The sequence below is a fragment of the Rhodococcus sp. NBC_00297 genome, from assembly GCF_036173065.1.
Classification (GTDB): domain Bacteria; phylum Actinomycetota; class Actinomycetes; order Mycobacteriales; family Mycobacteriaceae; genus Rhodococcoides.
This window is the reverse complement of sequence record NZ_CP108041.1, coordinates 3,084,491-3,107,760: the sequence shown is the minus strand read 5'-3', so window position 1 is coordinate 3,107,760 and position 23,270 is coordinate 3,084,491. Positions and strand designations below refer to the sequence as shown.

Annotated in this window: 29 protein-coding genes; 8 read left to right on the top strand and 21 right to left on the bottom strand. The window is 66.8% G+C overall.

Features of this window, described 5'->3' with window-relative positions; genetic code table 11:
* Positions 1–13: 13 nt before the first annotated feature.
* From rplR to rpsH, 3 genes are read right to left on the bottom strand one after another with little or no spacing between them, the layout of a single operon-like run.
* Positions 14–436: a 50S ribosomal protein L18 gene (gene rplR, locus OG947_RS14765; RefSeq protein ID WP_037184745.1), complete on the bottom strand. Its 423-nt coding sequence runs from the start codon at positions 434–436 to the stop codon at positions 14–16.
* Positions 436–975 carry a 50S ribosomal protein L6 gene (gene rplF, locus OG947_RS14760; RefSeq protein ID WP_328812155.1) on the bottom strand — a complete coding sequence of 180 codons (540 nt, stop codon included), beginning with the start codon at positions 973–975 and terminating at the stop codon, positions 436–438. Before rplF ends, rplR begins: the two co-directional genes overlap by 1 nt.
* Positions 976–989: 14 nt before the next feature.
* On the bottom strand, positions 990–1,388 hold the full coding sequence (gene rpsH, locus OG947_RS14755; protein ID WP_027504667.1) for a 30S ribosomal protein S8: 399 nt from the start codon (positions 1,386–1,388) through the stop codon (positions 990–992).
* Between the two features lie 709 nt (positions 1,389–2,097).
* On the opposite strand from rpsH, the gene OG947_RS14750 reads away from it, so the two are divergent.
* Positions 2,098–2,571, top strand: a complete 474-nt coding sequence (locus OG947_RS14750; protein ID WP_328812154.1) for a hypothetical protein — start codon at positions 2,098–2,100, stop codon at positions 2,569–2,571.
* A 71-nt stretch (positions 2,572–2,642) separates the two neighbouring features.
* Here the strand turns inward: OG947_RS14750 and OG947_RS14745 are convergent, their stop codons facing one another.
* The 5 genes from OG947_RS14745 to rplN form a co-directional block, all read right to left on the bottom strand.
* On the bottom strand, positions 2,643–4,157 hold the full coding sequence (locus tag OG947_RS14745) for an APC family permease (protein WP_051613170.1): 1,515 nt from the start codon (positions 4,155–4,157) through the stop codon (positions 2,643–2,645).
* A 194-nt stretch (positions 4,158–4,351) separates the two neighbouring features.
* Positions 4,352–4,537 carry a type Z 30S ribosomal protein S14 gene (locus OG947_RS14740; protein WP_027504665.1) on the bottom strand — a complete coding sequence of 62 codons (186 nt, stop codon included), beginning with the start codon at positions 4,535–4,537 and terminating at the stop codon, positions 4,352–4,354.
* A 4-nt stretch (positions 4,538–4,541) separates the two neighbouring features.
* Complete coding sequence (gene rplE / locus OG947_RS14735; protein WP_027504664.1) at positions 4,542–5,108, bottom strand: 50S ribosomal protein L5; 567 nt, start codon at positions 5,106–5,108, stop codon at positions 4,542–4,544.
* A complete protein-coding gene (gene rplX / locus OG947_RS14730) occupies positions 5,108–5,422 on the bottom strand; it encodes a 50S ribosomal protein L24 (protein WP_027504663.1) in 315 nt (104 codons plus the stop codon). Before rplX ends, rplE begins: the two co-directional genes overlap by 1 nt.
* A gap of 1 nt (position 5,423) precedes the next feature.
* Complete coding sequence (gene rplN / locus OG947_RS14725; protein ID WP_027504662.1) at positions 5,424–5,792, bottom strand: 50S ribosomal protein L14; 369 nt, start codon at positions 5,790–5,792, stop codon at positions 5,424–5,426.
* 182 nt (positions 5,793–5,974) lie between these two features.
* Between rplN and OG947_RS14720 the strand changes: the two genes are divergently transcribed.
* The 6 genes from OG947_RS14720 (at position 5,975) to OG947_RS14695 (ending at position 14,951) form a co-directional block, all read left to right on the top strand.
* Entirely contained in the window at positions 5,975–7,306 is a 1,332-nt protein-coding gene (locus tag OG947_RS14720; protein ID WP_328814034.1) for an AIM24 family protein, read from the top strand.
* 137 nt (positions 7,307–7,443) lie between these two features.
* A complete protein-coding gene (locus OG947_RS14715; RefSeq protein WP_027504660.1) occupies positions 7,444–8,466 on the top strand; it encodes an endonuclease domain-containing protein in 1,023 nt (340 codons plus the stop codon).
* Positions 8,463–9,149 carry a hypothetical protein gene (locus OG947_RS14710; protein WP_222630467.1) on the top strand — a complete coding sequence of 229 codons (687 nt, stop codon included), beginning with the start codon at positions 8,463–8,465 and terminating at the stop codon, positions 9,147–9,149. The genes OG947_RS14715 and OG947_RS14710 overlap by 4 nt, the downstream gene beginning before the upstream one ends.
* Before the next feature lie 14 nt (positions 9,150–9,163).
* Entirely contained in the window at positions 9,164–12,283 is a 3,120-nt protein-coding gene (locus tag OG947_RS14705) for a helicase HerA domain-containing protein (RefSeq protein ID WP_222649728.1), read from the top strand.
* A gap of 42 nt (positions 12,284–12,325) precedes the next feature.
* Positions 12,326–13,330, top strand: coding sequence for an aldo/keto reductase family protein (locus OG947_RS14700; protein WP_222631698.1), 1,005 nt, complete (start codon positions 12,326–12,328; stop codon positions 13,328–13,330).
* 76 nt (positions 13,331–13,406) lie between these two features.
* Entirely contained in the window at positions 13,407–14,951 is a 1,545-nt protein-coding gene (locus OG947_RS14695; protein WP_328812153.1) for an alanine/glycine:cation symporter family protein, read from the top strand.
* A gap of 6 nt (positions 14,952–14,957) precedes the next feature.
* On the opposite strand, the gene OG947_RS14690 is transcribed toward OG947_RS14695, so the two are convergent.
* The 12 genes from OG947_RS14690 to rpsJ form a co-directional block, all read right to left on the bottom strand.
* The gene (locus tag OG947_RS14690) at positions 14,958–15,650 is read right to left on the bottom strand and encodes a hypothetical protein (protein ID WP_222645519.1); all 693 of its coding nucleotides are present in this window, start codon (positions 15,648–15,650) and stop codon (positions 14,958–14,960) included.
* Positions 15,651–15,750: 100 nt separating this feature from the next.
* Complete coding sequence (rpsQ, locus tag OG947_RS14685; protein WP_027504655.1) at positions 15,751–16,032, bottom strand: 30S ribosomal protein S17; 282 nt, start codon at positions 16,030–16,032, stop codon at positions 15,751–15,753.
* Complete coding sequence (rpmC, locus tag OG947_RS14680) at positions 16,029–16,274, bottom strand: 50S ribosomal protein L29 (protein WP_027504654.1); 246 nt, start codon at positions 16,272–16,274, stop codon at positions 16,029–16,031. The genes rpsQ and rpmC overlap by 4 nt, the downstream gene beginning before the upstream one ends.
* Positions 16,274–16,690 carry a 50S ribosomal protein L16 gene (gene rplP / locus OG947_RS14675; protein WP_027504653.1) on the bottom strand — a complete coding sequence of 139 codons (417 nt, stop codon included), beginning with the start codon at positions 16,688–16,690 and terminating at the stop codon, positions 16,274–16,276. Before rplP ends, rpmC begins: the two co-directional genes overlap by 1 nt.
* Before the next feature lie 3 nt (positions 16,691–16,693).
* Positions 16,694–17,497, bottom strand: coding sequence for a 30S ribosomal protein S3 (gene rpsC / locus OG947_RS14670; RefSeq protein WP_027504652.1), 804 nt, complete (start codon positions 17,495–17,497; stop codon positions 16,694–16,696).
* On the bottom strand, positions 17,497–17,901 hold the full coding sequence (gene rplV / locus OG947_RS14665) for a 50S ribosomal protein L22 (RefSeq protein ID WP_027504651.1): 405 nt from the start codon (positions 17,899–17,901) through the stop codon (positions 17,497–17,499). The genes rpsC and rplV overlap by 1 nt, the downstream gene beginning before the upstream one ends.
* Positions 17,898–18,179 carry a 30S ribosomal protein S19 gene (rpsS, locus tag OG947_RS14660; RefSeq protein ID WP_027504650.1) on the bottom strand — a complete coding sequence of 94 codons (282 nt, stop codon included), beginning with the start codon at positions 18,177–18,179 and terminating at the stop codon, positions 17,898–17,900. Before rpsS ends, rplV begins: the two co-directional genes overlap by 4 nt.
* 17 nt (positions 18,180–18,196) lie before the next feature.
* Positions 18,197–19,033, bottom strand: a complete 837-nt coding sequence (rplB, locus tag OG947_RS14655) for a 50S ribosomal protein L2 (RefSeq protein WP_027504649.1) — start codon at positions 19,031–19,033, stop codon at positions 18,197–18,199.
* A 47-nt stretch (positions 19,034–19,080) separates the two neighbouring features.
* A complete protein-coding gene (gene rplW / locus OG947_RS14650; protein ID WP_027504648.1) occupies positions 19,081–19,386 on the bottom strand; it encodes a 50S ribosomal protein L23 in 306 nt (101 codons plus the stop codon).
* A complete protein-coding gene (rplD, locus tag OG947_RS14645; RefSeq protein WP_027504647.1) occupies positions 19,383–20,072 on the bottom strand; it encodes a 50S ribosomal protein L4 in 690 nt (229 codons plus the stop codon). Before rplD ends, rplW begins: the two co-directional genes overlap by 4 nt.
* The gene (rplC, locus tag OG947_RS14640) at positions 20,069–20,734 is read right to left on the bottom strand and encodes a 50S ribosomal protein L3 (protein WP_328812152.1); all 666 of its coding nucleotides are present in this window, start codon (positions 20,732–20,734) and stop codon (positions 20,069–20,071) included. Before rplC ends, rplD begins: the two co-directional genes overlap by 4 nt.
* A 14-nt stretch (positions 20,735–20,748) precedes the next feature.
* Complete coding sequence (gene rpsJ, locus OG947_RS14635) at positions 20,749–21,054, bottom strand: 30S ribosomal protein S10 (RefSeq protein ID WP_003938093.1); 306 nt, start codon at positions 21,052–21,054, stop codon at positions 20,749–20,751.
* 587 nt (positions 21,055–21,641) lie between these two features.
* Between rpsJ and OG947_RS14630 the strand changes: the two genes are divergently transcribed.
* Positions 21,642–22,118 carry a hotdog fold domain-containing protein gene (locus OG947_RS14630; RefSeq protein WP_027504645.1) on the top strand — a complete coding sequence of 159 codons (477 nt, stop codon included), beginning with the start codon at positions 21,642–21,644 and terminating at the stop codon, positions 22,116–22,118.
* Between the two features lie 181 nt (positions 22,119–22,299).
* Here the strand turns inward: OG947_RS14630 and OG947_RS14625 are convergent, their stop codons facing one another.
* Positions 22,300–23,190: a glycosyltransferase gene (locus OG947_RS14625; protein WP_051613102.1), complete on the bottom strand. Its 891-nt coding sequence runs from the start codon at positions 23,188–23,190 to the stop codon at positions 22,300–22,302.
* Positions 23,191–23,270 lie beyond the last annotated feature (80 nt).

Here is a 23,270-nt window from a genome sequence, read left to right as displayed (position 1 = left end):
GCTGCGTTGGTCATCAGAACGTCAGCCCGCCTTCGCGAGCTGCATCGGCGAGTGCCGCGATGCGTCCGGCGTAACCGTGGCCACCGCGGTCGAAGACCACTGCCTCGATGCCGGCCGCCTTGGCACGCTCGGCGATGAGAGCGCCGACCTTCGCGCCACGGGCCTTCTTGTCTCCCTCGGTCGCGCGCACATCGGCCTCGATGCTGGACGCGGACGCGAGAGTGCGGCCGGTCAGATCGTCGATCAGCTGTGCGTGCAGGTGACGCGAGGAACGGTTGACGACCAGACGGGGACGCTCGGCGGTTCCGGAGACCTTCTTGCGAAGACGGAAGTGGCGGCGCGTCTTGGACAGGCGACGACGCGTGGAGGCGTCCTTGCCCAGCGGGATACGCTTCGGGTTCGCGTCGGAACCCTTCGTTGCTGCGGAGTTGCTCATCACTTACCTGTCTTTCCGACCTTGCGGCGGATCTGCTCACCCTCGTACCGAACGCCCTTGCCCTTGTACGGGTCGGGACGACGGAGACGACGGATGTTGGCAGAGATCTGGCCGACCTTCTGCTTGTCGATACCCGAGACCGAGAATCGGGTGGGCGTCTCGACCGCGAAGGTGATGCCGTCGGGCGCCGTGATCGGCACCGGGTGGCTGTAGCCGAGAGCGAACTCGAGGTCGCTGCCCTTCAGTGCCACGCGGTAACCGACGCCGTGAATCTCCATCTTCGTGGTGTAACCGGTGGTCACACCCGTGATGAGGTTCGCGACGAGAGTGCGCGAGAGGCCGTGGAGCGAGCGGCTACGACGCTCGTCGTCCGGCCGGTTGACCGAGAGGGATCCGTCATCGTTCTTGGCGATGATGATCGGCTCGGCGATGGTGAGACTCAAGGTGCCCTTGGGTCCCTTGACGGTGACATCCTGGCCGGCGATGGTGACATCGACTCCGGCGGGAACTGTCACAGGAAGCTTTCCGATACGCGACATAGTGGTGGCCTCCCTTACCAGACGTACGCGAGGACTTCGCCGCCGACGCCCTGATTGGCCGCCTGGCGATCGGTCAGCAGGCCGGTGGACGTGGAGATGATCGCCACGCCGAGGCCGCCGAGCACCTTGGGCAGATTGGTGGATTTTGCGTACACACGCAGTCCGGGCTTGGACACCCGACGCACACCGGCGAGGCTGCGCTCGCGGCTGGGGCCGTACTTGAGGTCGACGATGAGGGTCTTGCCCACCTCGGCGTCCTCGGTGCGGTACTCGGAGATGTAGCCCTCACGCTTGAGGATCTCGGCGATGTTCGCCTTGATCTTCGAGTGAGGCAGCTTCACCTGATCGTGGTACGCCGAATTGGCGTTGCGCAGACGCGTCAAGAAGTCTGCGATCGGGTCGGTCATGGTCATGACAGAGTTCATGGCCCTTTCTCGCAGCGGTTCCCATACAGCACGCGCGAGCTGGTGCCCTGGTAGCAGGGCCTGACTCGTCCCGTCGTGGGCCTACAGCGAAGTGTTCTGTCCTGACCGACTGTTGCCGGTCAGGGGTTGCGCTCCTGCCAGTGCAGACGTGAGCACTGGCGGGTGTTTCGAGCATCATGGCAAGAAACCTGAGTAGCTCGGGTCGTATGCAGGCATGACGGTACCCGGGCAACCGGTCAAGTGTAAGGGAGTGACCTGCGGGGACCAAATCGGTGCAGGTAGGGCGGGTGGTGCCGGTACTGCAGGGGTGTGCGCACCGGTTCCGGTGGGCGGACACCCTCTGCAGCCTGCGGCAAGGGGTGTGCGCATCACGGAACGAGTGCGCGGCGGTGGTGTCGGCCGGGTGCGGCGTGAGGTGCCGGTGTGGCACTCGCCAGTGCCGCAGGGGGTGTGCACACAGGTTGCGGTGGGCGAGCACCCCCTCCGGCCTGCCGCGACAGGTGTGAGCCTCACGGGAGGTGTGCACGGTGCCCAGCGCCGGCCCGGACTGACGCACCGGTTCACCGCGACATCGGTCGGGTTCAGCCGGGGAACCAAGTTCGGTGACCGATTGGTCCGTTTCGCCCCGCCATTCTCGTTCAGCCTTTTAGTGTCCATTCACAACGTTTATCGCGCACGACGAGTGATGGAGGACGATGTGAAGACCGGTGTACGCACATTCGGCAAGGTCGGAATGGTGGGAGCGGCAGCTGCTGCGGCGCTGTTGGCAGGGTCGGGAACGGCGTCGGCGGCGGTGCTCGCCGTCGTCGCGGTACCCACGCCCGGCGTCGAATCGATCAGCACACTGGTGACCGTGACACCCGCTCTCGCCTTCACGGGCGCGGTGGACTGCACCGTCACCGCGACCGAAGTGGGTGACGAGACCAACACGGCGAGCGCCTCGGGCCCCGCCACGCCATTCCTGCCGATCGCTCCCGCCGTCGGCACCGTCGTCATCGACGGACTCGAGGCCGGGCTCTACAGCGTCGCGGTGAGCTGTGACGACGGCGGCACATCGGTCGACACGCTCGTCGACCTCCCCGTCACAGTGCTTCCGGAGGGCAGCCTCCCGCCTGTCGTCCCACCTGTCGGTGGCGGTGGCTCTCTGCCGTTGGACATCTTCGAGAGCTGACGCTCGACGACGCGAGCCCCGGTCCTCAGGGAGGTCCGGGGCTCGTCTCGTGCGCGGGTCGACCCCGCCGGTCAGTCCTTGCCGTCTCCCCGATCACGCACCCGGTCACCGAGGTTCGCCTTCTCGTCGCGGTCGAGCGCATCCACGTCGATGAAGCGCGACTTGCCCTGCGTGGCACGGTTGACGAAGAACGTCACCACCCACAGCGCCACACCGAGGAGCAGCATCGCGCCGGCGATGCGGTACTGGATCATCTGCGCATCGGTCCGCGCCCACGGTCCGACGAGGAACAGGCACAGCGTGCCGCCCGTCACCGGAACCCACAGCGGTGCACTGAAGCCCGTCGTCTCCTTCTTGCGCTTGAGCACCAGGTTGGCGACGTTGACCACCGCGAACACGCAGAGCAGCAGCAGCCCGGTCGTTCCGGACAGAGCGCTGACGACCGAGTTCCCCTGCAGCTGGTTGACCACCACGATCAGCACCAGTGCCATGACGGTGGAGAACATGATGGCCGCCCACGGCGAGCGACGCGTCGGCAGAACAGCGCTCAGCGACTTGGGCAGGATGCGCTGACGCCCGAGGCCGTAGATCAACCGACTCGCCATCAGCATGTTGATGAGCGCAGTGTTGGCGACGGCGAACACCGTCAGGTACGGGAAGATCTCGTCGATCGGCAGTCCCGGTGCGCCGAGTCGCACGACGTGGAGCAGGATGCCCTCGCTGCCGGAGTCGTAGTCCAGCGGCAGGACCGCGATCACGGCCACGACGACGAGAACGTAGATGAGGCAGGCGATGCCGAGTCCGGAGAGCATCATCTTCGGGAAGATCTTCTCGGGCTCCTTGGTCTCCTCGACCATGTTCACCGAGTCCTCGAAGCCGACCATCGCGAAGAAAGCAATGGTGGTCGCGACGGTGACGGCGAGGAACCAGCCCTTCTCGTTGGCGTCGTCGAACACGACCAGATTGGCGATGTCGCCCTCGGCGCTACCACTTCCCACCGCGACGAAGCCGATCGCGATGACGATGGCGAGCGCTGCCATCTCGATGATCGTCAGGATCACGTTGAACTTGACCGACTCGCCGACACCGCGCAGATTGATCGCCGCCAGCAGCAGCATGAAGGCCAGTGCGACCACCAATTGCGCTGTGTCGCCGGTGGGTACGTCGAACCACCCGATGCCGTCCTCGGTACTGAAGGTCTCGTGCAGGCCGGCCAACAGGTTGCCCGCCACCACGTTCGAGGACGTCGAGGCGCTGGTGATGCCGGAGCAGATGACGGCGAACGCGACGAGGAACGTCGCGAAATGGATGCCGAAGGCCTTGTGCGTGTACAGCGCGGCGCCGGCGGCCTGCGGGTACTTGCACACCAGCTCGAGATAGGAGAACGCGGTCAGCGTCGCCACGACGAAGGCGAGGATGAACGGCAGCCACGCCATTCCGCCGACATTGGCGATCATGTCGCCTGTCACGGCGTAGACGCCGGCGCCCAGGATGTCGCCGACGATGAAGAGCAACAGCAGTCCGGGTCCGAGGACCCGCTTGAGTTCCGGCGTGGCCGAGGTCTCGGTCTCCGCGGTCTGAGTCATGATTCCTCCGCTCGCTCCCCCGTCGCGCAACACTAGGCCCGGTGAGGCGCCGGCGCGAGGCATACGGCGGGAGACACGCAGAGAGGAACAGACCGTTCGGACCGCGCGACCTTCCTCGACGCACTGCACCCGTGAACGCCGACAGGCCCGAGCCGTGATGGCTCGGGCCTGTCGGGGTGTGTCAGGTGATCAGATCACCAGGAGCTCTTGTGCACTCCGGGGAGCTCGCCGCGGTGCGCCATCTCGCGCACGCAGATACGGCAGAGGCCGAACTTGCGGAACACGGAGTGCGGACGGCCGCAACGCTGGCAGCGGGTGTACGCGCGAACCGCGAACTTCGGCTTCTTGTTGGCCTTGTTGACCAGTGCCTTCTTAGCCATACGCTCAGTTCTCCTTGAACGGGAAGCCGAGGTGCTTGAGCAGCGCGCGGCCTTCGTCGTTGTTGGTGGCCGTCGTGACGACGGTGATGTCCATGCCGCGAGGGCGATCGATCTTGTCGACGTCGATCTCGTGGAACATCGACTGCTCGTTCAGGCCGAACGTGTAGTTGCCGTTGCCGTCGAACTGCGTGCCCGACAGGCCACGGAAGTCCCTGATGCGGGGAAGCGCGATGGACACGAGACGGTCCAGGAACTCCCACATACGGTCGCCGCGCAGCGTGACGCGCGCGCCGATGGGCATGCCTTCGCGGAGCTTGAACTGCGCGATGGACTTGCGGGCCTTGCGGATCTCGGGCTTCTGGCCGGTGATCGCGGCGAGGTCTGCGACCGCACCGTTGATCAGCTTCGCGTCACGGGCGGCGTCACCGACACCCATGTTGACGACGACCTTGACGATGCCGGGGATCTGCATGACGTTGGCGTACTCGAACTCGGTGTTCAGCGCGTCCTTGATCTCCTCGCGGTAGCGAGTCTTCAGGCGCGGAACGATCTTGTTCTCGGTGGTCGTCATCAGATGTCCTTCCCGTTCTTACGGGAAATCCGAACGCGCTTGCCGTTGTCGTCGGTGCGGTAGCCCACGCGGGTGGGGTTGCCGTCCGAGTCGATGACCGCGACGTTGGAAACGTGAATGGGGGCTTCCTGCGTGACGATGCCGCCCGAGGAGGCGCCGCGCTCGTTGGCCGAGACAGCGGTGTGCTTCTTGATGCGGTTGACGCCCTCGACGAGGACCTTGGAGGTCTCGGGGTAGGCCGTGATGACCTTGCCCTTCGCTCCCTTGTCCTTACCGGAGATGACGAGAACCGTGTCGCCCTTGTGCACCTTCATCTCACAACACCTCCGGAGCCAGCGACACGATGCGCATGAACTTCTTCTCACGCAGCTCGCGGCCGACCGGGCCGAAGATGCGGGTACCGCGGGGGTCGTTGTCAGGCTTGATGAGAACGGCAGCGTTCTCGTCGAACTTGATGTACGAACCGTCGGCGCGGCGACGCTCCTTCGTGGTGCGGACGATGACGGCCTTGACGACCTCGCCCTTCTTGATGTTTCCACCGGGGATCGCGTCCTTGACGGTGGCGACGATGACGTCGCCGATCCCGGCGTAACGGCGTGACGAGCCACCGAGAACGCGAATGCACAAGATTTCCTTGGCACCCGTGTTGTCGGCGACGCGAAGCCGCGACTCCTGCTGAATCATGGGTCTCCTAGTGACCTGGATGTACGTACGCGGCGGATACCGACCCGACGCGCGCGGTCTGTGGCCCTGGCCGACGCATGCGTCTACCACGGGCAACCGCTCTAGTGTAGGGAACACGCGGACGGGATCCAAATCCTCCACCGCGGCGACGGCACAGGACTCTGTCAGGCGCCGGTGGCACACTGAGGTCCGTGGACAGCCTCGCACGGGGGGAGAACCGCCCCGCACCCTCGGACAGCCTCGACATCTCCGTGTCCGGCGCCGCCGTGGACGTCTCGGCGCTCCTGCTGAACTCCGCGGGCCGGGTTCGATCGGACGCGGACCTGGTCTTCTTCAACAACCCGGTCGGCCCCGGCGTGACGTACGGCAGCGGCGGGATCCGCGTGGACACCGGTGCGGTGCCCCGCGACGTCGACACCGTGGCCGTCACCGCCAGCCTGGACGGATCGGGCCCCACCACGTTCGGCGGCCTGGAGCCGACCATCTCCATCGGACCGGACCTGTCGTTCCGGATGAGCGGACTCACGAGCGAGACCGCCGTCGTGTGCGTCGAGATCTACCGACGCGGCGACGCCTGGAAGGTCCGCGCCGTGGGCCAGGGCTTCGACGACGGGCTCGCGGGCATCGCGACGAACTTCGGCATCACCGTCGACGACGAGCCCGCGCCGGCCACGACACCGGCACCGACACCGACACCGACACCGACACCGACACCGACACCGACCGTCGTCCCCACCACAGCAGCACCACCACCCGTACCGACGCAGGGAGCACTGGCCGTGAGAAGTGAACTGTTCGCCCCCACCCACGCCGAGGTCCAGGGCGTCGGCATCCAGAAGCAGGGCAGCAAGATGGCCCGCGTCGCGATGAACGGCGAGATCATGGCGCGCTCGGGATCGATGGTGGCCTACCAGGGCGACCTGAAGTTCGAGGCGCAGGGATCCGGCGGCATCGGCAACATGATCCGTCGCACGGTGACGGGCGAGGGCGTGCCGCTGATGAAGGTGTCCGGTAGAGGCGACCTCTTCCTCGCGAACGCCGCCCAGGACGTGCACATCATCGACCTCGACGGCAGCGACGGTCTCACCATCAACGGCGCCAACGTGCTCGCGTTCGACTCGTCGCTGTCGTACCGCATCGGCCGGGTCCAGGGTGCGGCCGCCAGCAGCAACGCGGGCCTGTTCAACTGCATCTTCACCGGGCAGGGGCGCATCGCCATCACCACCGACGGGCAACCCGTCGTGCTGAACGTCGACCAGCCCACCTTCGCGGATCCGCAGGCTGCGGTCGCGTGGTCGTCGAGCCTGCAGACCTCGGTGAAGAGCAACGATCAACTCAACTTCGGCACCCTCATCGGCCGCAGCACCGGCGAGCGCTTCACCCTGCAGTTCTCCGGGCAGGGGTTCGTCGTCGTGCAGCCGTCGGAGCAGCCGCCCGGCGGGTTCGTCGGCGGCACGGGCGGCGGGCAGCAGGCCGGTGTCGGCGGCGCGCTGGGTGGCCTGCTCGGACGGTGACCCGCGCGACACGGGTTCCTTTCCCCGGGTACGGTTTCGGGGATGGTAACCGACAGGGCAGGCCTGAAGTCGGCCGAAATCGGCCGCGGGGCGGTGGCCGGTCCGGTCGGCCTCGACACCAGGGCGGGGGTGATGACGTGACGACACGCGTCGACACCGCGACGCCCTGGTGGCACGACGCCCCGCTCGACCGGGTCGTACGACTGTCCGGCGCCGCGATGAGGGATCTCGCCGAGTCGGTGGACCCGCTGCCGTCCGATGCTCCGGCCGCACTCTTCTTCACCCTGACGAACGGCTCCGCGTCGGAGATGGTGGACGCCGTCGTCGCCGCGATCGAGCAGGCCGCGCTCGACCTCGTCCCCTTCCTGCTGCCCGGCGACGTCGGCGACCGCTCGTCGCTGGCCCGCGACGCCGCTCGGGCACGAGCTCACGAGCACGCGTCTTCGAGCGAACACTTCGGCCCGTACCTGGCCCATCTCGCGGGCGCGTCGACGTCGGGACGCCCCCTGCGTGTCGACGCCTTCGCTCGCGAGACCCGAGCCGCCGGTGCCGCCCGCGTGATCGCCGACGTCCACGGGCGAGAGCGCGCCGTCCTCGTCGTGGACGTCCCCGCCGACGCCGACCCGGCAGCGGTGGCGACCGCCGCGGAATGGTGGTGCAGCACCGGGACGGGCGTGTGGTTGACCGGGGCCGGTGCACCCGCCGTGGACAGGTTCCCGGTGCTGACCGTGCGCACTCCGTCGACCCCGGACGACGTCGACACCATCGTCGACCGCTTCCGGCCGCTGAGCTACCCGCCCGTCGAGGGGCGTCCGCACGCGGCCAGCGCGGCGGAGATCCTGCTGGATCGCGTCCTCTCCACCCGCGAGTGGGCGGCGGGCCGACGCCACAACCGGTCCGTCCGGCCGACGACGTTGAGCAGACCGTTCACGCTGGACGTGTCGTGGGTCGATGAGAGGGTCGCCATCGAGATCGACGGCCACGAGCACCGTGCGCGTGCTCAGTTCGCCGACGACCGGTCCCGCGACAACCTGCTGCAGACGCACGGCTGGATCGTGCTGCGCTTCACCAACGAGGACGTGCTCGCGGACCACGAGAGCGTGATGACGATGATCGAACAGGCACTGCACCGACGACGATCGAAGGGGACTCCCACGTGAGCGCGAACGAGTTGACCGGCACCGAGGTGTCCGTGCTGATGGTGCTGATGGCCGAGGCACGCGCGGTGCGCAACCCCGAACTGTCGACGCTCGGGCCCGAGTTGAAGAAGCCCCACCGGGACCACCTCGCGTCGCTCGGCCTGATCGAGGTGGGCAAGCAGGGTCGGACGATGACCGTCGAGCTCACCGACAAGGGCTGGAAGCACTGCTCCGACCTGATGGGCACGCAGGCGCCGAAGGGTGCGGCCGGCCCCGGCAAGGCCCTGTTCACCGTCATGGCAGGCCTCGGCCGGTGGTTCCACCGCGACGACGTACGTCCCGCCGAGGTCTTCTTCCCGCGCGACACTCCGACGTCGATCACGGCGCCGCCGACGCCACCCAACGCCATCGTCGCCCCCGCGGTCCGCAGTGAACTGTCCGCCGCGGACGTCGAACAGCGGATCCGGTCGACGTACGCGGACCTCGCTCGTGAGCCCGGGGCCTGGGTGCGGCTGTCGCGGCTGCGGCCCGCCCTGTCCGACATCTCGCGCACGGATCTCGACGAGGCGCTCGCCCGGCTGCGACGCGCCCCCGACGTCTCCCTCATCCCCGAGGAGAACCAGAAGACGCTGACCGACGAGGACCGCGCCGCGGCCGTCGATGTCGGCAACCAGCAGAACCACCTCTTGGCGATCGAACAGTGATGGGCGGCTCCACGATGACGACCACGAAGTCCGAACAGATCCGCGCTCTCGAGTCGGTGCGGCTGAGCTGGGCCCCCACACCCGACGACGTGTGGCGCTCCCAGTCGGACGTCCACGTGCCCGGGATGCACGAGCGGGTGTTCACCGAGGTCATGAGTGCGTACACCGACGCCGAGAACTCGGACGACGCCAGTCCGCTCGGCGTCGTCGTGCAGGGCCCCGCGGGTTCCGGCAAGACGCACCTTCTCGGGCAGGTCCGCGAGGAGGTGCAGTCGCGCGGCGGCTACTTCTTCCTCATCCGGCTCCTCGACGCCGCGGGTTTCTGGCGCTCGACGCTGATGGGCATGCTCGACGATCTCAACCGCCCGTCGGGTCGCGGTGACGACAGTCAGCTCCGCCTGGTCCTGCGGCGGCTCTGCGACATCGCCGGCGTGAGCGAGGACCAGCGGCGACAGGTCATGGGCGAGACCATGATCGACGCCGACACGCTGAACGAGTTCGTCACCGGCGTCTACAAGGCCCATCCCCGCCATCGTCGGACCTCCCAGCACACCCTGCGTGCCCTGGTCCTCTCGATCGCACCCGACGCGGCCGTGCAGGACATCGGCGACGCCTACCTGCAGTCGATCGACGACGTGGACGCCGACGAGTTCGAGTCGTGGGGCATCCGCCGCGCGGAGCTCGGTCACCAGGGCATCGCGGAGAACATCTCCCGACTGCTCGCGATCACGGGTCCCACCATCCTCGCCATCGATCAGATCGACACCCTCGTCGCGCAGGCGCGCACCGGCGCCGACAAGGACTACGCGGACGAGCAGGAGGACAAGGTGGTCGAGCAGCTCGCCCACGGTCTGATGACTCTCCGTGAGACGTTGCCGCGCACCGCCTCCGTGTTGTCGGCGCTGTCGAGCGCGTGGGATCTGATCGCCGCTCGCGGGGTCGCACCGATGCGTGACCGGTTCCGGGTGACGCAGCGGCTCAAGCCAATTCCGTCGTCGGACGTCGGCCGCCTGCTGCTCGAGCGTCGCCTCGAGGCGTGCTTCCGCGAGGTCGGCTTCGCCACCCCGCACCCGACATGGCCGGTGGCCGTCGACGCGTTCGACAAGGCGCCGGACTTCACTCCCCGCCAGCTGCTCATCGCCGTCGACAAGCACATCCGCCACTGCCTCGAGACGGGGGTCGCGACGGAACTGACCGACTTCGCCTCCAGCGGAGGGGGATCCGACACACCATCGCTCCCCACGGCCAAGCGATCCGAACTCGAGGCGCTCGACGAGCGGTACGCGCAGTTGCGCAGCGCCGCGGACGTGTCGACACCGCTCGAGCCCGGCACCGAGGACAGCCTCGTCCCGGCACTGCTCTCCGCCGGTCTCGACGCGTGGATCCACGAACACCAGTCGTCCGACGACAGCCTCGCGCAGGATCCTCCGCCGAGCGGCCGCCCGGCACTGCACGCACGGCTCCGCCACACCGTCGACAGCGACACCGACGACGAGGAACACTGGTGCTTCCGCGCCGTCTCCTCCACCAATGCCCGTGCGGCACTGGCCCGTATCGAGCGGGCCGTCACTGCGGCGGGTCTCCACATCGACATGCCGCGCCGTCGGTTGATCCTCATCCGCAACGCACCGTGGCCCAAGGGCGCGAAGACGGAACAGACCGTGGCGGCGCTGCACCGCGCCGGTGGTGTCGAGGTGCCGCTGAGCGAGGACGATCGCCGCTCGCTGCACGCCCTGGGCGCTCTCCGGTCGGAGAACTCGCCGGCCCTCACGTCGTGGCTGCTCGCTCGCAAGCCGGCGCACGAGATCGCGTTGTTCCGCGAGGTGCTGCCCGACGCGAGCGTCGTCGACGACGATCAGGCACTCATCGAACCCGAGGTGTCGCAGGCTCCCGCGGCAACTCCGCGCCGGGAGCAGATCGAGATGGGGACCGAGCTCAGCACCAACGCCGAGGTCCGCATTCCGCTCGAGGCGCTGCGCAAGCACACGGCGATCTTCGCCGGATCGGGTAGCGGCAAGACCGTGCTCATCCGTCGGCTGGTCGAGGAGTGTGCCCTGCACGGTGTCTCGTCGATCGTGCTCGACATCAATAACGATCTCGCCCGCCTCGGGACACCGTGGCCGGAGGACGAACGCACGTGGCCGCCGGGCGACGAGGCGAAAGCTGCTGCGTATCTGCGGGACACGGACGTCGTCATCTGGACTCCGCGCAAGTCGTCGGGGCGGCCGCTCAGTTTCCAGCCGCTCCCCGACTTCGCCAGCGTCGTCAACGACAAGGACGAGTTCGACGCGTCCGTCGAGTCGGGTCTCGCGGCGCTGGCTCCCGCCGCACTGGCGACGGGCACCACGGAGAAGGCGAAGCACCGCCAGGCGGTGCTGCGCGCGGCACTCGACGGGTTCGGGCGGCGCTCGGCCGGCGACATGTCGGACTTCATCGACCTGCTGGAGAATCTCCCCGCCGACGCCAGCGATCTGCGCGACGCCGTGCGCATCGCGGCCGATCTCGCCGAGAACCTCAAGGCCGCGATGACGAACGACCCGATGTTCGCCGGGTCCGGCACTCCCGTCGATCCGGGCGTGCTGCTCACCCCGGCCGAGGGGAAGAAGGCGCGCGTGTCCGTCATCAACCTCTCGGGGCTCACCACCGAGGAGCAGAAGCAGAGCTTCGTCAATCAGCTGCAGATGGGTCTGTTCGCCTGGATCAAGAAGAACCCGGCGGGTGATCGACCGCTCGGCGGACTCTTCGTCATGGACGAGGCGCAGAACTACGCGCCCTCGGACAAAGCGACACCGGCCACGCACAGCACGCTCGCACTCGCGTCGCAGGCCCGGAAGTACGGCCTGGGCCTCGTCTTTGCGACCCAGGCACCCAAGGGGCTGCACAATCGCATCGCCGGGAACGCGGCCACCCAGTTCTACGGCCTGCTGAACAGCCCCGCCCAGATCCAGGCGGCGCAGGAGATGGCGCGCGCCAAGGGCGGCTCCGTGCCCGACGTCGGACGTCTCCCCGCAGGTCAGTTCTACGCGGCCGTCGAGGGTTCGGAGTTCCGGCGTACGGCCACTCCCCTGTGCCTCACCTTCCACCCGAAGAGTCCCCCCACCGAAGAGGAGGTCCTCGCGCTGGCGCGCGAGTGAGAGGAGAAGTCCTGGCGCCGGCGCGCGAGTAGCGTTGTTCGCATGGCTTACAGATTTCTGGGCAACAGCGGACTCAAGGTTTCCGAGATCACCTACGGCAACTGGCTCACCCACGGGTCGCAGGTGGAGAACGACGTCGCGACCGCCTGCGTGAAGGCGGCTCTCGACGCCGGCATCACGACGTTCGACACCGCGGACGTCTACGCCAACGGCGCGGCCGAGACCGTGCTGGGCAAGGCGGTGGCGGGCGAGCGTCGTGAAGGTCTCGAGATCTTCACCAAGGTGTATTTCCCGGTCGGCGAGAAGGGCCCGAACGACACGGGGCTCTCGCGCAAACACATCTTCGAGGGCATCGAGAACTCGCTGCGACGCCTGGGCACCGACTACGTCGACCTCTACCAGGCGCACCGATACGACCACGAGACGCCGCTCGAGGAGACCATCGCCGCCTTCGGTGACGTCGTCCAGCAGGGCAAGGCGTTGTACATCGGTGTGTCCGAGTGGACCGCGGACCAGCTCCGCGAAGCGCAGACACTGGCCCGGCAGCGCGGTTTCTCCATCGTCTCCAATCAGCCTCAGTACTCCGCACTCTGGCGCGTCATCGAGTCCGACGTGGTCCCGGCGTCCAAGGAACTCGGTATCTCGCAGGTCGTCTGGTCACCGCTGGCTCAGGGCGTCCTCACGGGCAAGTACGTTCCCGGACAGCCGCTTCCCGAGGGCTCGCGCGCGACCGACGACAAGGGCGGCGCGGACATGATCTCGCGCTACATGAACGACGAGACGCTGACGCGCGTGCAGAAACTGAAGCCGATCGCCGACGACCTGGGCATCACGATGTCCCAGCTCGCCATCGCCTGGGTGCTGGCCAACGACAACATCGCGGCCGCTCTCGTCGGCGCGTCTCGTCCCGAGCAGATCGCCGACAACGTCAAGGCGCAGGACGTCACCCTCGACGCCGACGTGCTCGCCAAGATCGACGAGGCGCTGGGCGACATCGTCGAGAAGGATCCGTCGAAGACGGTGAGTCCCGAGAAGCGTCTGGTCTGAGGTCAAGATCAGGTAAAGGATCGGTCAGATACGTCTGAAGGCGTGCAGGATCCGGGTTGCCGGGGTCGAATGAGACATGACTTCCGTACCCCGGATCCTTGCGGCCGACGGTGGCACCCTCACCACCATCGAGAATGCCATCAATTCCACCTTCGAACCCGTCACCGAGGCGGTCACCACCGTCGTCTTCTTCTCCGTCGACATCGGCGGTGCATCGGTACCACTGGTCGTGCTCTGGCTCCTGGCCGCCGCGATCATCTTCACGGTCACCTTCAAGTTCCTGCAGGTACGCGGCGCCAAACACGCGGTGGAACTGGTCCGCGGAAAGCATGACGACCCCACCGCACCTGGCGAGGTGAGCCACTTCCGCGCCCTGACCGCCGCCGTGTCCGGCACCGTCGGGCTCGGCAACATCGCCGGTGTCGCGGTCGCGGTCACCCTGGGCGGACCCGGTGCCACGCTGTGGATGATCCTCGCCGGCTTCCTCGGTATGGCCACCAAGTTCGTCGAGTGCACGCTGGGTGTGAAGTACCGCGACGTCCACGAGGACGGCACCGTCTCCGGTGGTCCTATGAAGTACCTCACCAAGGGGCTCGCGGAGCGCGGGATGAGCCGAGTCGGGAAGATCATGGCCACCGTCTACGCCGTGATCATCATCTTCTTCGGCATCTCCGGCGGAAACATGTTCCAGGCGAACCAGACCTACGCTCAGGTGCGCAGTGTCACCGGTGGCGACGAGGGTTTCCTCGGCTCGGACGGCGCGAAGTTCGGTTTCGGGCTCGTCGTCGCCGTGGTGATCGGGCTGGTCATCATCGGCGGGATGAAGTCCATCTCCGCCGTGACGGCCAAGCTGGTTCCCGCCATGGCCATCGTCTACGTGCTGGGATGCGCCGTGGTGATCGCCGTCAACATCGAGCAGGTCCCCGGCGCCATGAGTGCGATCGTGACGGGCGCCTTCTCCCCCACGGGCGTGGCGGGTGGCGTACTGGGCGTCATGATCATCGGCATCCAGCGCGCCGCGTTCTCGAACGAGGCGGGACTGGGATCGGCCTCCATCGCGCACTCGGCAGTCAAGACGCGTCATCCGGTCACCGAGGGATTCGTGGCCATGCTCGAACCGTTCATCGACACGGTCGTGATCTGCACGGCCACCGCTCTGACGATCGTCATCGCGAACACGCAGTCCTGGCAGGACCAGCGCGCCATCGTCGCGGAGACCGGCGCTCTTCCTGCCGGCGGCGTCACACTCACCTCGGACGCGTTCGAGACGGTGCTCCCCTGGTTCCCGTACATTCTGACCGTCGCGGTGGCGCTCTTCGCGCTGTCCACCGCCATCACGTGGGCCTACTACGGGTCGCAGGCGTGGACGTCCCTCTTCGGCCGCAGTGCCCTCGCCAAGCACAGCTTCAACGTCATCTTCTGCCTCTTCACCGTAGTCGGCACAGTGCTGTCGCTCGGATCCGTACTGGACTTCGCGGATGCGGCGCTGTTCGCCCTGGCCTTCGTCAACATCATCGGCCTCTACCTGCTGCTTCCCGTCGTGAGGCGGGAGCTGCGCGACTACATGGCGCATCGCCGGGGCGAGACGGTGGCGGTCGACGACGTGGACGTCACGGGCTGACCGCGCCTACGCCTCCAATGCCCCCGCGATCCGCTGTTCGATCTGTGCGTACGCAGTCGTCGGCAGCGTCACCAGGCCCTCGAGCTCGGTGCGCGCCTTGCGGTACGCCGCCTGTCGCTCGGCGGGGGTCGAGGCGCCGTCCAAGGCCATGCGCAGCAGCGACTGCGCGCGAGTGAGTCGGTTCTGCTCCGCCTCACTGAAGTTCCCGCGGCGGCGACGCTTGGCCTCGGACTCGGCGGCGGTGAACGCCACGGCGTAGTCGTGCACGGCCGAGCGGTAGAGCCGCTGCGCCTCGACATCGCCGACCAGTTCGTCCGCCGCCGACGGCCGGAGGGAGTCGGCTTCGAGCTTGGCTCGGTGGAAGGCCACCGTCATCGGGTCGCGCATGTTCGTCATCATCGGAAACTCGAGCAGGTTGATGACGTCGGTCTCGTAGGCGAACCACCGAGCGTTCACGTCGTCGTGCTCGGCGAGCGCCTTCTCGACGGATCGACGTTGTGTCTCCGCGTCCTGCTTCGTGGACTTCGAGAGTTCGAGCGCTGCGACCTTGGCCTGCTGCTTGATGCGGTACCGCTCGAGGCGACGGTCGGCCCGCCGCTCGTTGGCAGCACCGATCCCCTTCACCGCACCGGCGATGGATCCGCCGAAGACGAACACCAGCCACCAGTACTGCCCGGCGAACTGCATCACACTGTCCATGCCGATCCCCTCTCATCCGGCCATCGTAGCGAGGACCGGAGAACGCAGAACGACCCCGGACTCACGAGGAGTGCGGGGTCGTCCATGGGTGCTGCAGGTGTTACTTGGCCTTCTCGAGGACCTCGACCAGTCGCCAGTGCTTCGTGGCGGACAGGGGGCGGGTCTCCATGAGCTGAACGCGGTCGCCGACGCCGGCGACTCCGTTCTCGTCATGGGCCTTGACCTTGGTGGTGCGTCGGATGATCTTGCCGTAGAGGGCGTGCTTCACACGGTCCTCCAACTCGACGACGATCGTCTTCTGCATCTTGTCGGAGACGACGTATCCGATACGCGTCTTCCGGCTGTTGCGGGTGGTCTCTTCAGTCACTGTTTCCTCGCTCATGCTGCGTCACCTGCCGTGTCCTCGGAAGGTCCGGCGGCAAGCCCGAGCTCGCGCTCGCGCATCACGGTGTAGATGCGCGCGATCTCGTGGCGGACGACGCGCAGCCGACGGTTGTTGTCCAGCTGGCCGGTGGCCATCTGGAAGCGGAGGTTGAACAGCTCCTCCTTCGACTCACGAAGGCGGGTGATCAGTTCTTCGTCGCCGAGCTCGCGGAGCTCGGCAGCCGGGGTACCGGTAGCCATCAGAACTGAACCTCCCTCGTGATGATGCGTGCCTTGATCGGCAGCTTGTGAATCGCGCGCGTCAGTGCTTCACGAGCGATCTGCTCGTCCGGGTAGCTGAGCTCGAAGAGCACGCGGCCGGGCTTGACGTTGGCGACCCACCACTCCGGCGAACCCTTACCGGAACCCATGCGGGTCTCGGCAGGCTTCTTCGTGAGCGGACGGTCCGGGTAGATGTTGATCCAGACCTTGCCACCACGCTTGATGTGGCGGGTGACGGCGATACGGGCTGCCTCGATCTGACGGTTGGTGATGTAGGCGGGCTCGAGAGCCTGGATGCCGTATTCACCGAAGGTCACCTGAGTTCCGCCCTTGGCGGCACCCGAACGCTTGGGGTGGTGCTGCTTGCGGTGCTTGACCCGACGGGGGATCAACATGCGTCAGCCCTCCTTCTGCTCGGTCGTAGCGGGTGCATCAGCGGTTGCGGTCGCTGCGCGGCCGGCCTCGGTGCTGGTCGCCGTGGTGCCCGAGGCACCGCTGCGACGCGGACGAGACGGACGCTCGCGACGGGGACGATCGCCTGCCGGAGCAGCGGCGGCGACAGCTTCACGCTTGCCACCGACGATGTCGCCCTTGTAGATCCAGACCTTCACGCCGATGCGACCGAAGGTGGTCTTCGCCTCGTAGAGGCCGTAGTCGATGTCCGCACGCAGCGTGTGCAGCGGAACGCGACCTTCGCGGTAGAACTCGGAACGGCTCATCTCCGCGCCGCCGAGGCGACCGGAGCACTGAACGCGGATGCCCTTGACGTTCGGCTGACGCATGGCCGACTGGATGGCCTTGCGCATCGCACGACGGAAAGCGACACGGTTCGAGAGCTGCTCGGCCACACCCTGTGCGACGAGCTGTGCCTCGGACTCGGCGTTCTTGACCTCGAGGATGTTCAGCTGGACCTGCTTGCCGGTCAGCTTCTCGAGCTCGGAACGGATGCGATCCGCCTCGGCGCCGCGGCGACCGATGACGATGCCCGGACGCGCGGTGTGGATGTCGACGCGAACCCGATCACGGGTGCGCTCGATCTCCACCTTGGCGATGCCGGCGCGCTCCATGCCCGTGGCGAGGAGCTTGCGGATCTGCACGTCTTCCTTGACGTACTCCGCGTACTGCTTGTCTGCGTACCAGCGGGACTTCCAGTCGGTCGTGATGCCGAGGCGGAAGCCGTGCGGGTTGATCTTCTGGCCCACTACTGAGCTCCCTTCCGGCGACCACGTGTCGAGCCGCCGGTCTTGGGCAGGCTCTCCACGATGACCGTGATGTGAGATGTGCGCTTACGAATGCGGAACGCACGACCCTGGGCACGAGGCTGGAAACGCTTGAGGGTCGCGCCCTCGTCGACGAATGCAGCCGAGACGATCAACGTGCTCGGATCGAGATCCAGGTTGTTCTCCGCGTTGGCCGCTGCCGAGGCAACGACCTTGGCGACGGGCTCGCTGGCAGCCTGCGGTGCGAACTTGAGGATGTTCAGGGCATCCTCGACGCTCTTTCCGCGGACCAGGTCCACGACGCGACGGGCCTTCATCGGCGTCACGCGAACGTGCTTGGCCGTGGCCCGGGCGATCGGGTTGTCGGTGGGGGTGAAGTTGGTCATCGCCGCTTCGCCTTCCGGTCGTCCTTGATGTGACCCTTGAAGGTCCTCGTCGGCGCGAATTCACCGAGCTTGTGTCCGACCATCGCATCCGAGACGAACACCGGGACGTGCTTGCGACCGTCGTGGACGGCGAAGGTGTGACCGATGAAGTCGGGGGTGATGGTCGAGCGGCGTGACCAGGTCTTGATGACCTGCTTCGTGCCCTTGTCGTTCTGAACGTCCACCTTTTTCAGGAGGTGGTCGTCGACGAACGGGCCTTTCTTCAGACTGCGTGGCATCTGCTACTCCCTCCTGATTATCGCTTGTTCTTGCCGGTGCGGCGGCGGCGGACGATGAGCTGATCGCTCGGCTTGTTCTTGCGGGTACGGCCTTCCGGCTGTCCCCACGGGCTGACCGGGTGGCGACCACCGGAGGTCTTGCCCTCGCCACCACCGTGCGGGTGGTCGACCGGGTTCATGACGACACCACGGACGGTCGGGCGCTTGCCCTTCCAGCGCATACGGCCGGCCTTGCCCCAGTTGATGTTGGACTGTTCGGCGTTGCCCACCTCGCCGACGGTGGCGCGGCAGCGCACGTCGACTCGACGGATCTCACCGGACGGCATACGCAGCGTGGCGTAGGCGCCTTCCTTACCGAGGAGCTGAGCACCGGCACCGGCGGAGCGAACCATCTTGGCGCCGCCACCCGGACGAAGCTCCACCGCGTGGATGGTGGTACCCGTCGGGATGTTGCGGAGCGGGAGGTTGTTGCCGGGCTTGATGTCGGCCGTGGCACCCGACTCGATGGGCGAACCCTGCGAGATGCCCTTCGGCGCGATGATGTAGCGCTTCTCACCGTCTGCGAAGTGCAGCAGCGCGATGTTGGCGGTGCGGTTGGGGTCGTACTCGATGTGAGCGACCTTGGCCGGCACGCCGTCCTTGTCGTTGCGGCGGAAGTCGATGAGCCGGTAGGCGCGCTTGTGACCGCCACCCTTGTGACGGGTGGTGATGCGGCCGTGTGCGTTGCGGCCACCGCGGCCGTGCAGCGGGCGGATGAGCGACTTCTCCGGTGTCGAGCGCGTGATCTCCGCGAAATCGGAGACACTCGCGCCACGACGACCGGGAGTGGTCGGCTTGTACTTACGAATTGCCATGTTTGTCTCGTCCCTTGATCCTCGAGGACCCTCTGAGCTCCGGCCGCTTACGCGACCGGGCCTCCGAAGATCTCGATGGGCTTGCTGTCGGCCGAGAGGGTCACGAGCGCGCGCTTGGTGCTCTTACGCGTGCCGTAGCCGAATCGGGTCCGCTTGCGCTTGCCCTGCCGGTTGGCGGTGTTCACGCTGGTCACAGTCACGCCGAAGACCTTCTCGACAGCGATCTTGATCTGCGTCTTGTTCGAGTCGGGGTGCACGATGAACGTGTAGGTCCCCTGCTCGATGAGCCCGTACGACTTCTCCGAGATGACCGGGGCCAGCAGGATGTCGCGGGGATCGGCAATGGTGCTCACTTGTCCTCCTCCTGTGAATCCGTTGCTGCCTTGGCCGGTCCTGCGATGAACGTGTTCAGTGCCTCGACACTGAAGATCACGTCGTCTGCCTCGAGGACGTCGTAGGTGTTGAGCTGATCGGGCGCGATGGGGTGAACGCCGTCGAGGTTCTGGACGGACTTCCATGCGGCCAGGTCTGCGCGGCCGATGACCAGCAGAACCTTCTTGCGATCGGTGAGCTCCGCGAGGAACGTGCGAGCACCCTTGGTGGAGGGCACCTGTCCCGCGACGAGTTCGGTGATCACGTGGATGCGCTCGCTGCGCGCCCGGTCGGAGAGGGCACCGCGGAGAGCTGCAGCGATCATCTTCTTGGGGGTGCGCTGGCTGTAGTCGCGCGGCTGCGGGCCGTGGACGGTGCCACCGCCGACGAACTGCGGTGCGCGGGTCGAGCCCTGACGTGCGCGGCCGGTGCCCTTCTGGCGGTACGGCTTCTTGCCGCCACCGCGGACCTCGCCACGCGTCTTCGTCGAGTGCGTTCCCTGACGTGCCGCAGCGAGCTGCGCGACGACGACCTGGTGCATCAGCGCGATGTTCGCGGTGCGATCGAAGATCTCGGCGGGGAGATCGACGGTGCCGTTGGTCTTGCCACCGAGCTCCTTGACGTCGAGCGTCAGGTTGGCTTCGGTCTTCTTCTCGAGACTGGTCATGCTCGCGCACCACCCTTCACTGCGCTCTTGACGATCACGACGCCGCCCTTGCGGCCCGGGATCGCACCCTTGATCAGCAGCAGACCGTTCTCGGCATCGACCTTGTGCACCGAGAGGTTCTGCGTGGTGATGCGGTCGCTACCCATGCGGCCCGACATGCGCATGCCCTTGAAGACACGGCCGGGGGTCGCGCAGCCACCGATGGAACCGGGGCGGCGGTGGACAGCCTGCGCACCGTGGCTCGCGCCCTGGCCCTTGAAGCCGTGGCGCTTCATCGTTCCCGCGAAGCCCTTGCCCTTGCTGATTCCGGTGACGTCGACGAAAGCGCCGTCCTCGAACTCTGCTGCGGTGAGCTCCTGGCCGATCTCGTAGCCTGCGGCGTCGGCGACGCGCAGCTCCGCGAGATGGCGGCGAGGCGTGACGCCTGCCTTGGCGAACTGGCCGGTGACCGGCTTGTTCACCTTGCGGGGATCGATGGCACCGAAGGCGACCTGGACGGCGCTGTAGCCGTCGCGCTCCTCGGTACGGATCGCGGTCACGACGTTCGGGTCAGCCTTCACGACGGTGACCGGGACGACGCGGTTGTTCTCGTCGAAGACCTGGGTCATGCCGAGCTTGGTGCCCAGAATGCCCTTGGCCGGACGCTTGATGTTGTCAGTCATGGTTGTCTCCGCGCTCACTGAATGTTGACGTCGACGCTTGCCGGCAGGTCGATGCGCATGAGCGCGTCGACCGTCTTCGGCGTCGGGTCGAGAATGTCGATGAGTCGCTTGTGCGTGCGCATCTCGAAGTGCTCGCGAGAGTCCTTGTACTTGTGCGGCGAACGGATGACGCAGTACACGTTCTTCTCGGTGGGCAACGGCACAGGTCCGACCACGCGTGCCCCGGTGCGGGTCACGGTCTCGACGATCTTGCGCGCGGACGCGTCGATCGCCTCGTGGTCGTAGGCCTTGAGCCTGATGCGGATCTTTTGTCCCGCCACGCTTATGTCCTCTTCCTTGCCCTGGTTAACCGTTGGTCAGGTCTCTCGTCTCCGGATGTCGATCCGGAGAACCCGGCAGTGTGCTGACCCGACGCCGGCATGAAGCCGAGCGCGAGGCGCATCCATGAGGACGAACGTGGCGGACTCTCGCATCCACGCACACGCGTGGCCAGGAGGAATCCGTTGCCGCTGTTCATCTGTCATGGTTCTCCGGTCCACGCGGTCGGGCGTGTCGCATTCCCGCACATGATTCTCCCTCGGCCCGAACTCGACCGGCGGGAGAACGCGGACCGGATGCGCCCATCGTGCCGGCGCAATCACTGCATGTCGTTCTCGTCGCATACCTCGGCCGCGAGATCACGTCGCAACACGCACGACAGGGATCACCTCGGTCAAGGCAACCCGAACAGTATGACCCACGCCGGGGGTCGAGTTCAAATCGAGGCGGTAGCGCAGCCGGATCGCACGGTCGATCGCGCGATCCGCGCAGGTGGTACCCATCCGCGCGTGATGCAACCAGCGCGGACGACCGGTGGGCGCGCGGATCGACCGCGCCCGAACATCTTACCGCCGAGTAAGGTGCAGCCATGGCAACGGTCACCAGCACGTACGCGCTCTGGCAGCGACTCCCCGGCGGGATCACCCGCTCCCTGGCGTTCTCCGCGGGAATGTGTGTCCGCGTGCCCTTCTTCGCCACGGTCCTCCCCCGCGTACGGGAGCTCGCCCCCGGGCGGTGCGTGGTCTCCGGGCCCACGTGGTTCGGAGTGCACAACCACCTGGGCACCTTCCACGCCATCGCGGCCTGCAATCTGGCCGAGGTGGCGATGGGGATGCTCGCCGAGGCGACGATCCCCACCACCCACCGGTGGATCCCCAAGGGCATGAACGTCCAGTACCTGGCCCCCGGCAGATCCGGGCTCACCGCCACCGCGCTACTCGACGATCGGCCGGACTGGGAATCGGTGACCAGCGGCGTGGAACTCGTGATCCCGGTCAGCCTGCGCGACGCCGGCGGCACCGAGGTCGTCCACGCCGACATCACCGTGTGGGTCAGCCCGCGGTGACATTCGACCGGCCTCCGGCCTGCCCGCGGTGACTTCCGACCGGCCTCCGGCCTGCCCGCGGTGACTTCCGACCGGCCTCCGGCCTGCCCGCGGTGACATCCGACCGGCCTCCGGCCTGCCCGCGGTGACTTCCGACCGGCCTCCGGCCTGCCTGCGGTGACATCCGGTGCTCTGCTGTCGGTCAGCTCCCGGGAGGTGCTTCCGACAGCGCTGCCGGCCGGAAGGTGCGCTCGGTGAGCAGACGTCTCGGCGAGAAGGACCGGCGAACAGGGTCGTAGGCGCGGTACGGGAACCAGAACACCGCATGCGAGAGCCAGGTGACCGGTGCGACGAGCCACCGCAACGACCAGTTGGAGCGACCGTGGATCTCGAAACTGGTGATGCCGGCCTTGACGAACGACGTGTACTGCAGCGGCGGTGTCAACGCGCGCCGCGGCGAGATGTCGGCCCACATCTCGGTGGGCTGGACGATGGAGTAGCCGGCCTCGATGAGACACAGCGCGAAGTCGATGTCCTCGTGCACGTCGGAACGGGACGTCAGCTTGTCCTGGACCGCGTCCCAGGCCTCCAGCCGCACCGCCATGTTGGCGCCGTGCATGTTGTCGATCTTCATGCCGTTGCCCAGAACCTTCGCCCGGACGAGCGCGTCGACGAGCCATTTCTTCGACCTGGTGAACGGTGAGTCGTAGGGCGCGCTCAATCCCGTGATACCACCGAGATTGAGATCGGAATCCGCGTCCCGGAATGTCTGCTTCACGGCGGACACCCATCCGGCGCCGATTCGGGTGTCCGCGTCGATACGCCCGATGATGTCCGATGTCGCTTCCCGGAAACCCGTATTACGGGAGAAGAACAATCCTTTTCGCGGTTCGTGCACGAGACGAATCTTCGGCTCGCGCGCCGCGTACTCCTTCACGATCTGCACCGTGTCGTCCATCGACCCGTTGTCCACGACGATGACCTCGGACAACTCGTCGATCTGCGGCAACACGTGATCGAGACACGCTGCGATGTAGTCCTCCTCGTCGAGGACAGGAATGACGAGACTGGTGACCGTTCCCTGCAATGTCATGATCGGCGACCCCCTTTCCACCGTCGACAATAAGGGGACGCGCCGCAAAGTTCGACACGCTCGCGGCCGTGGCGCACAGC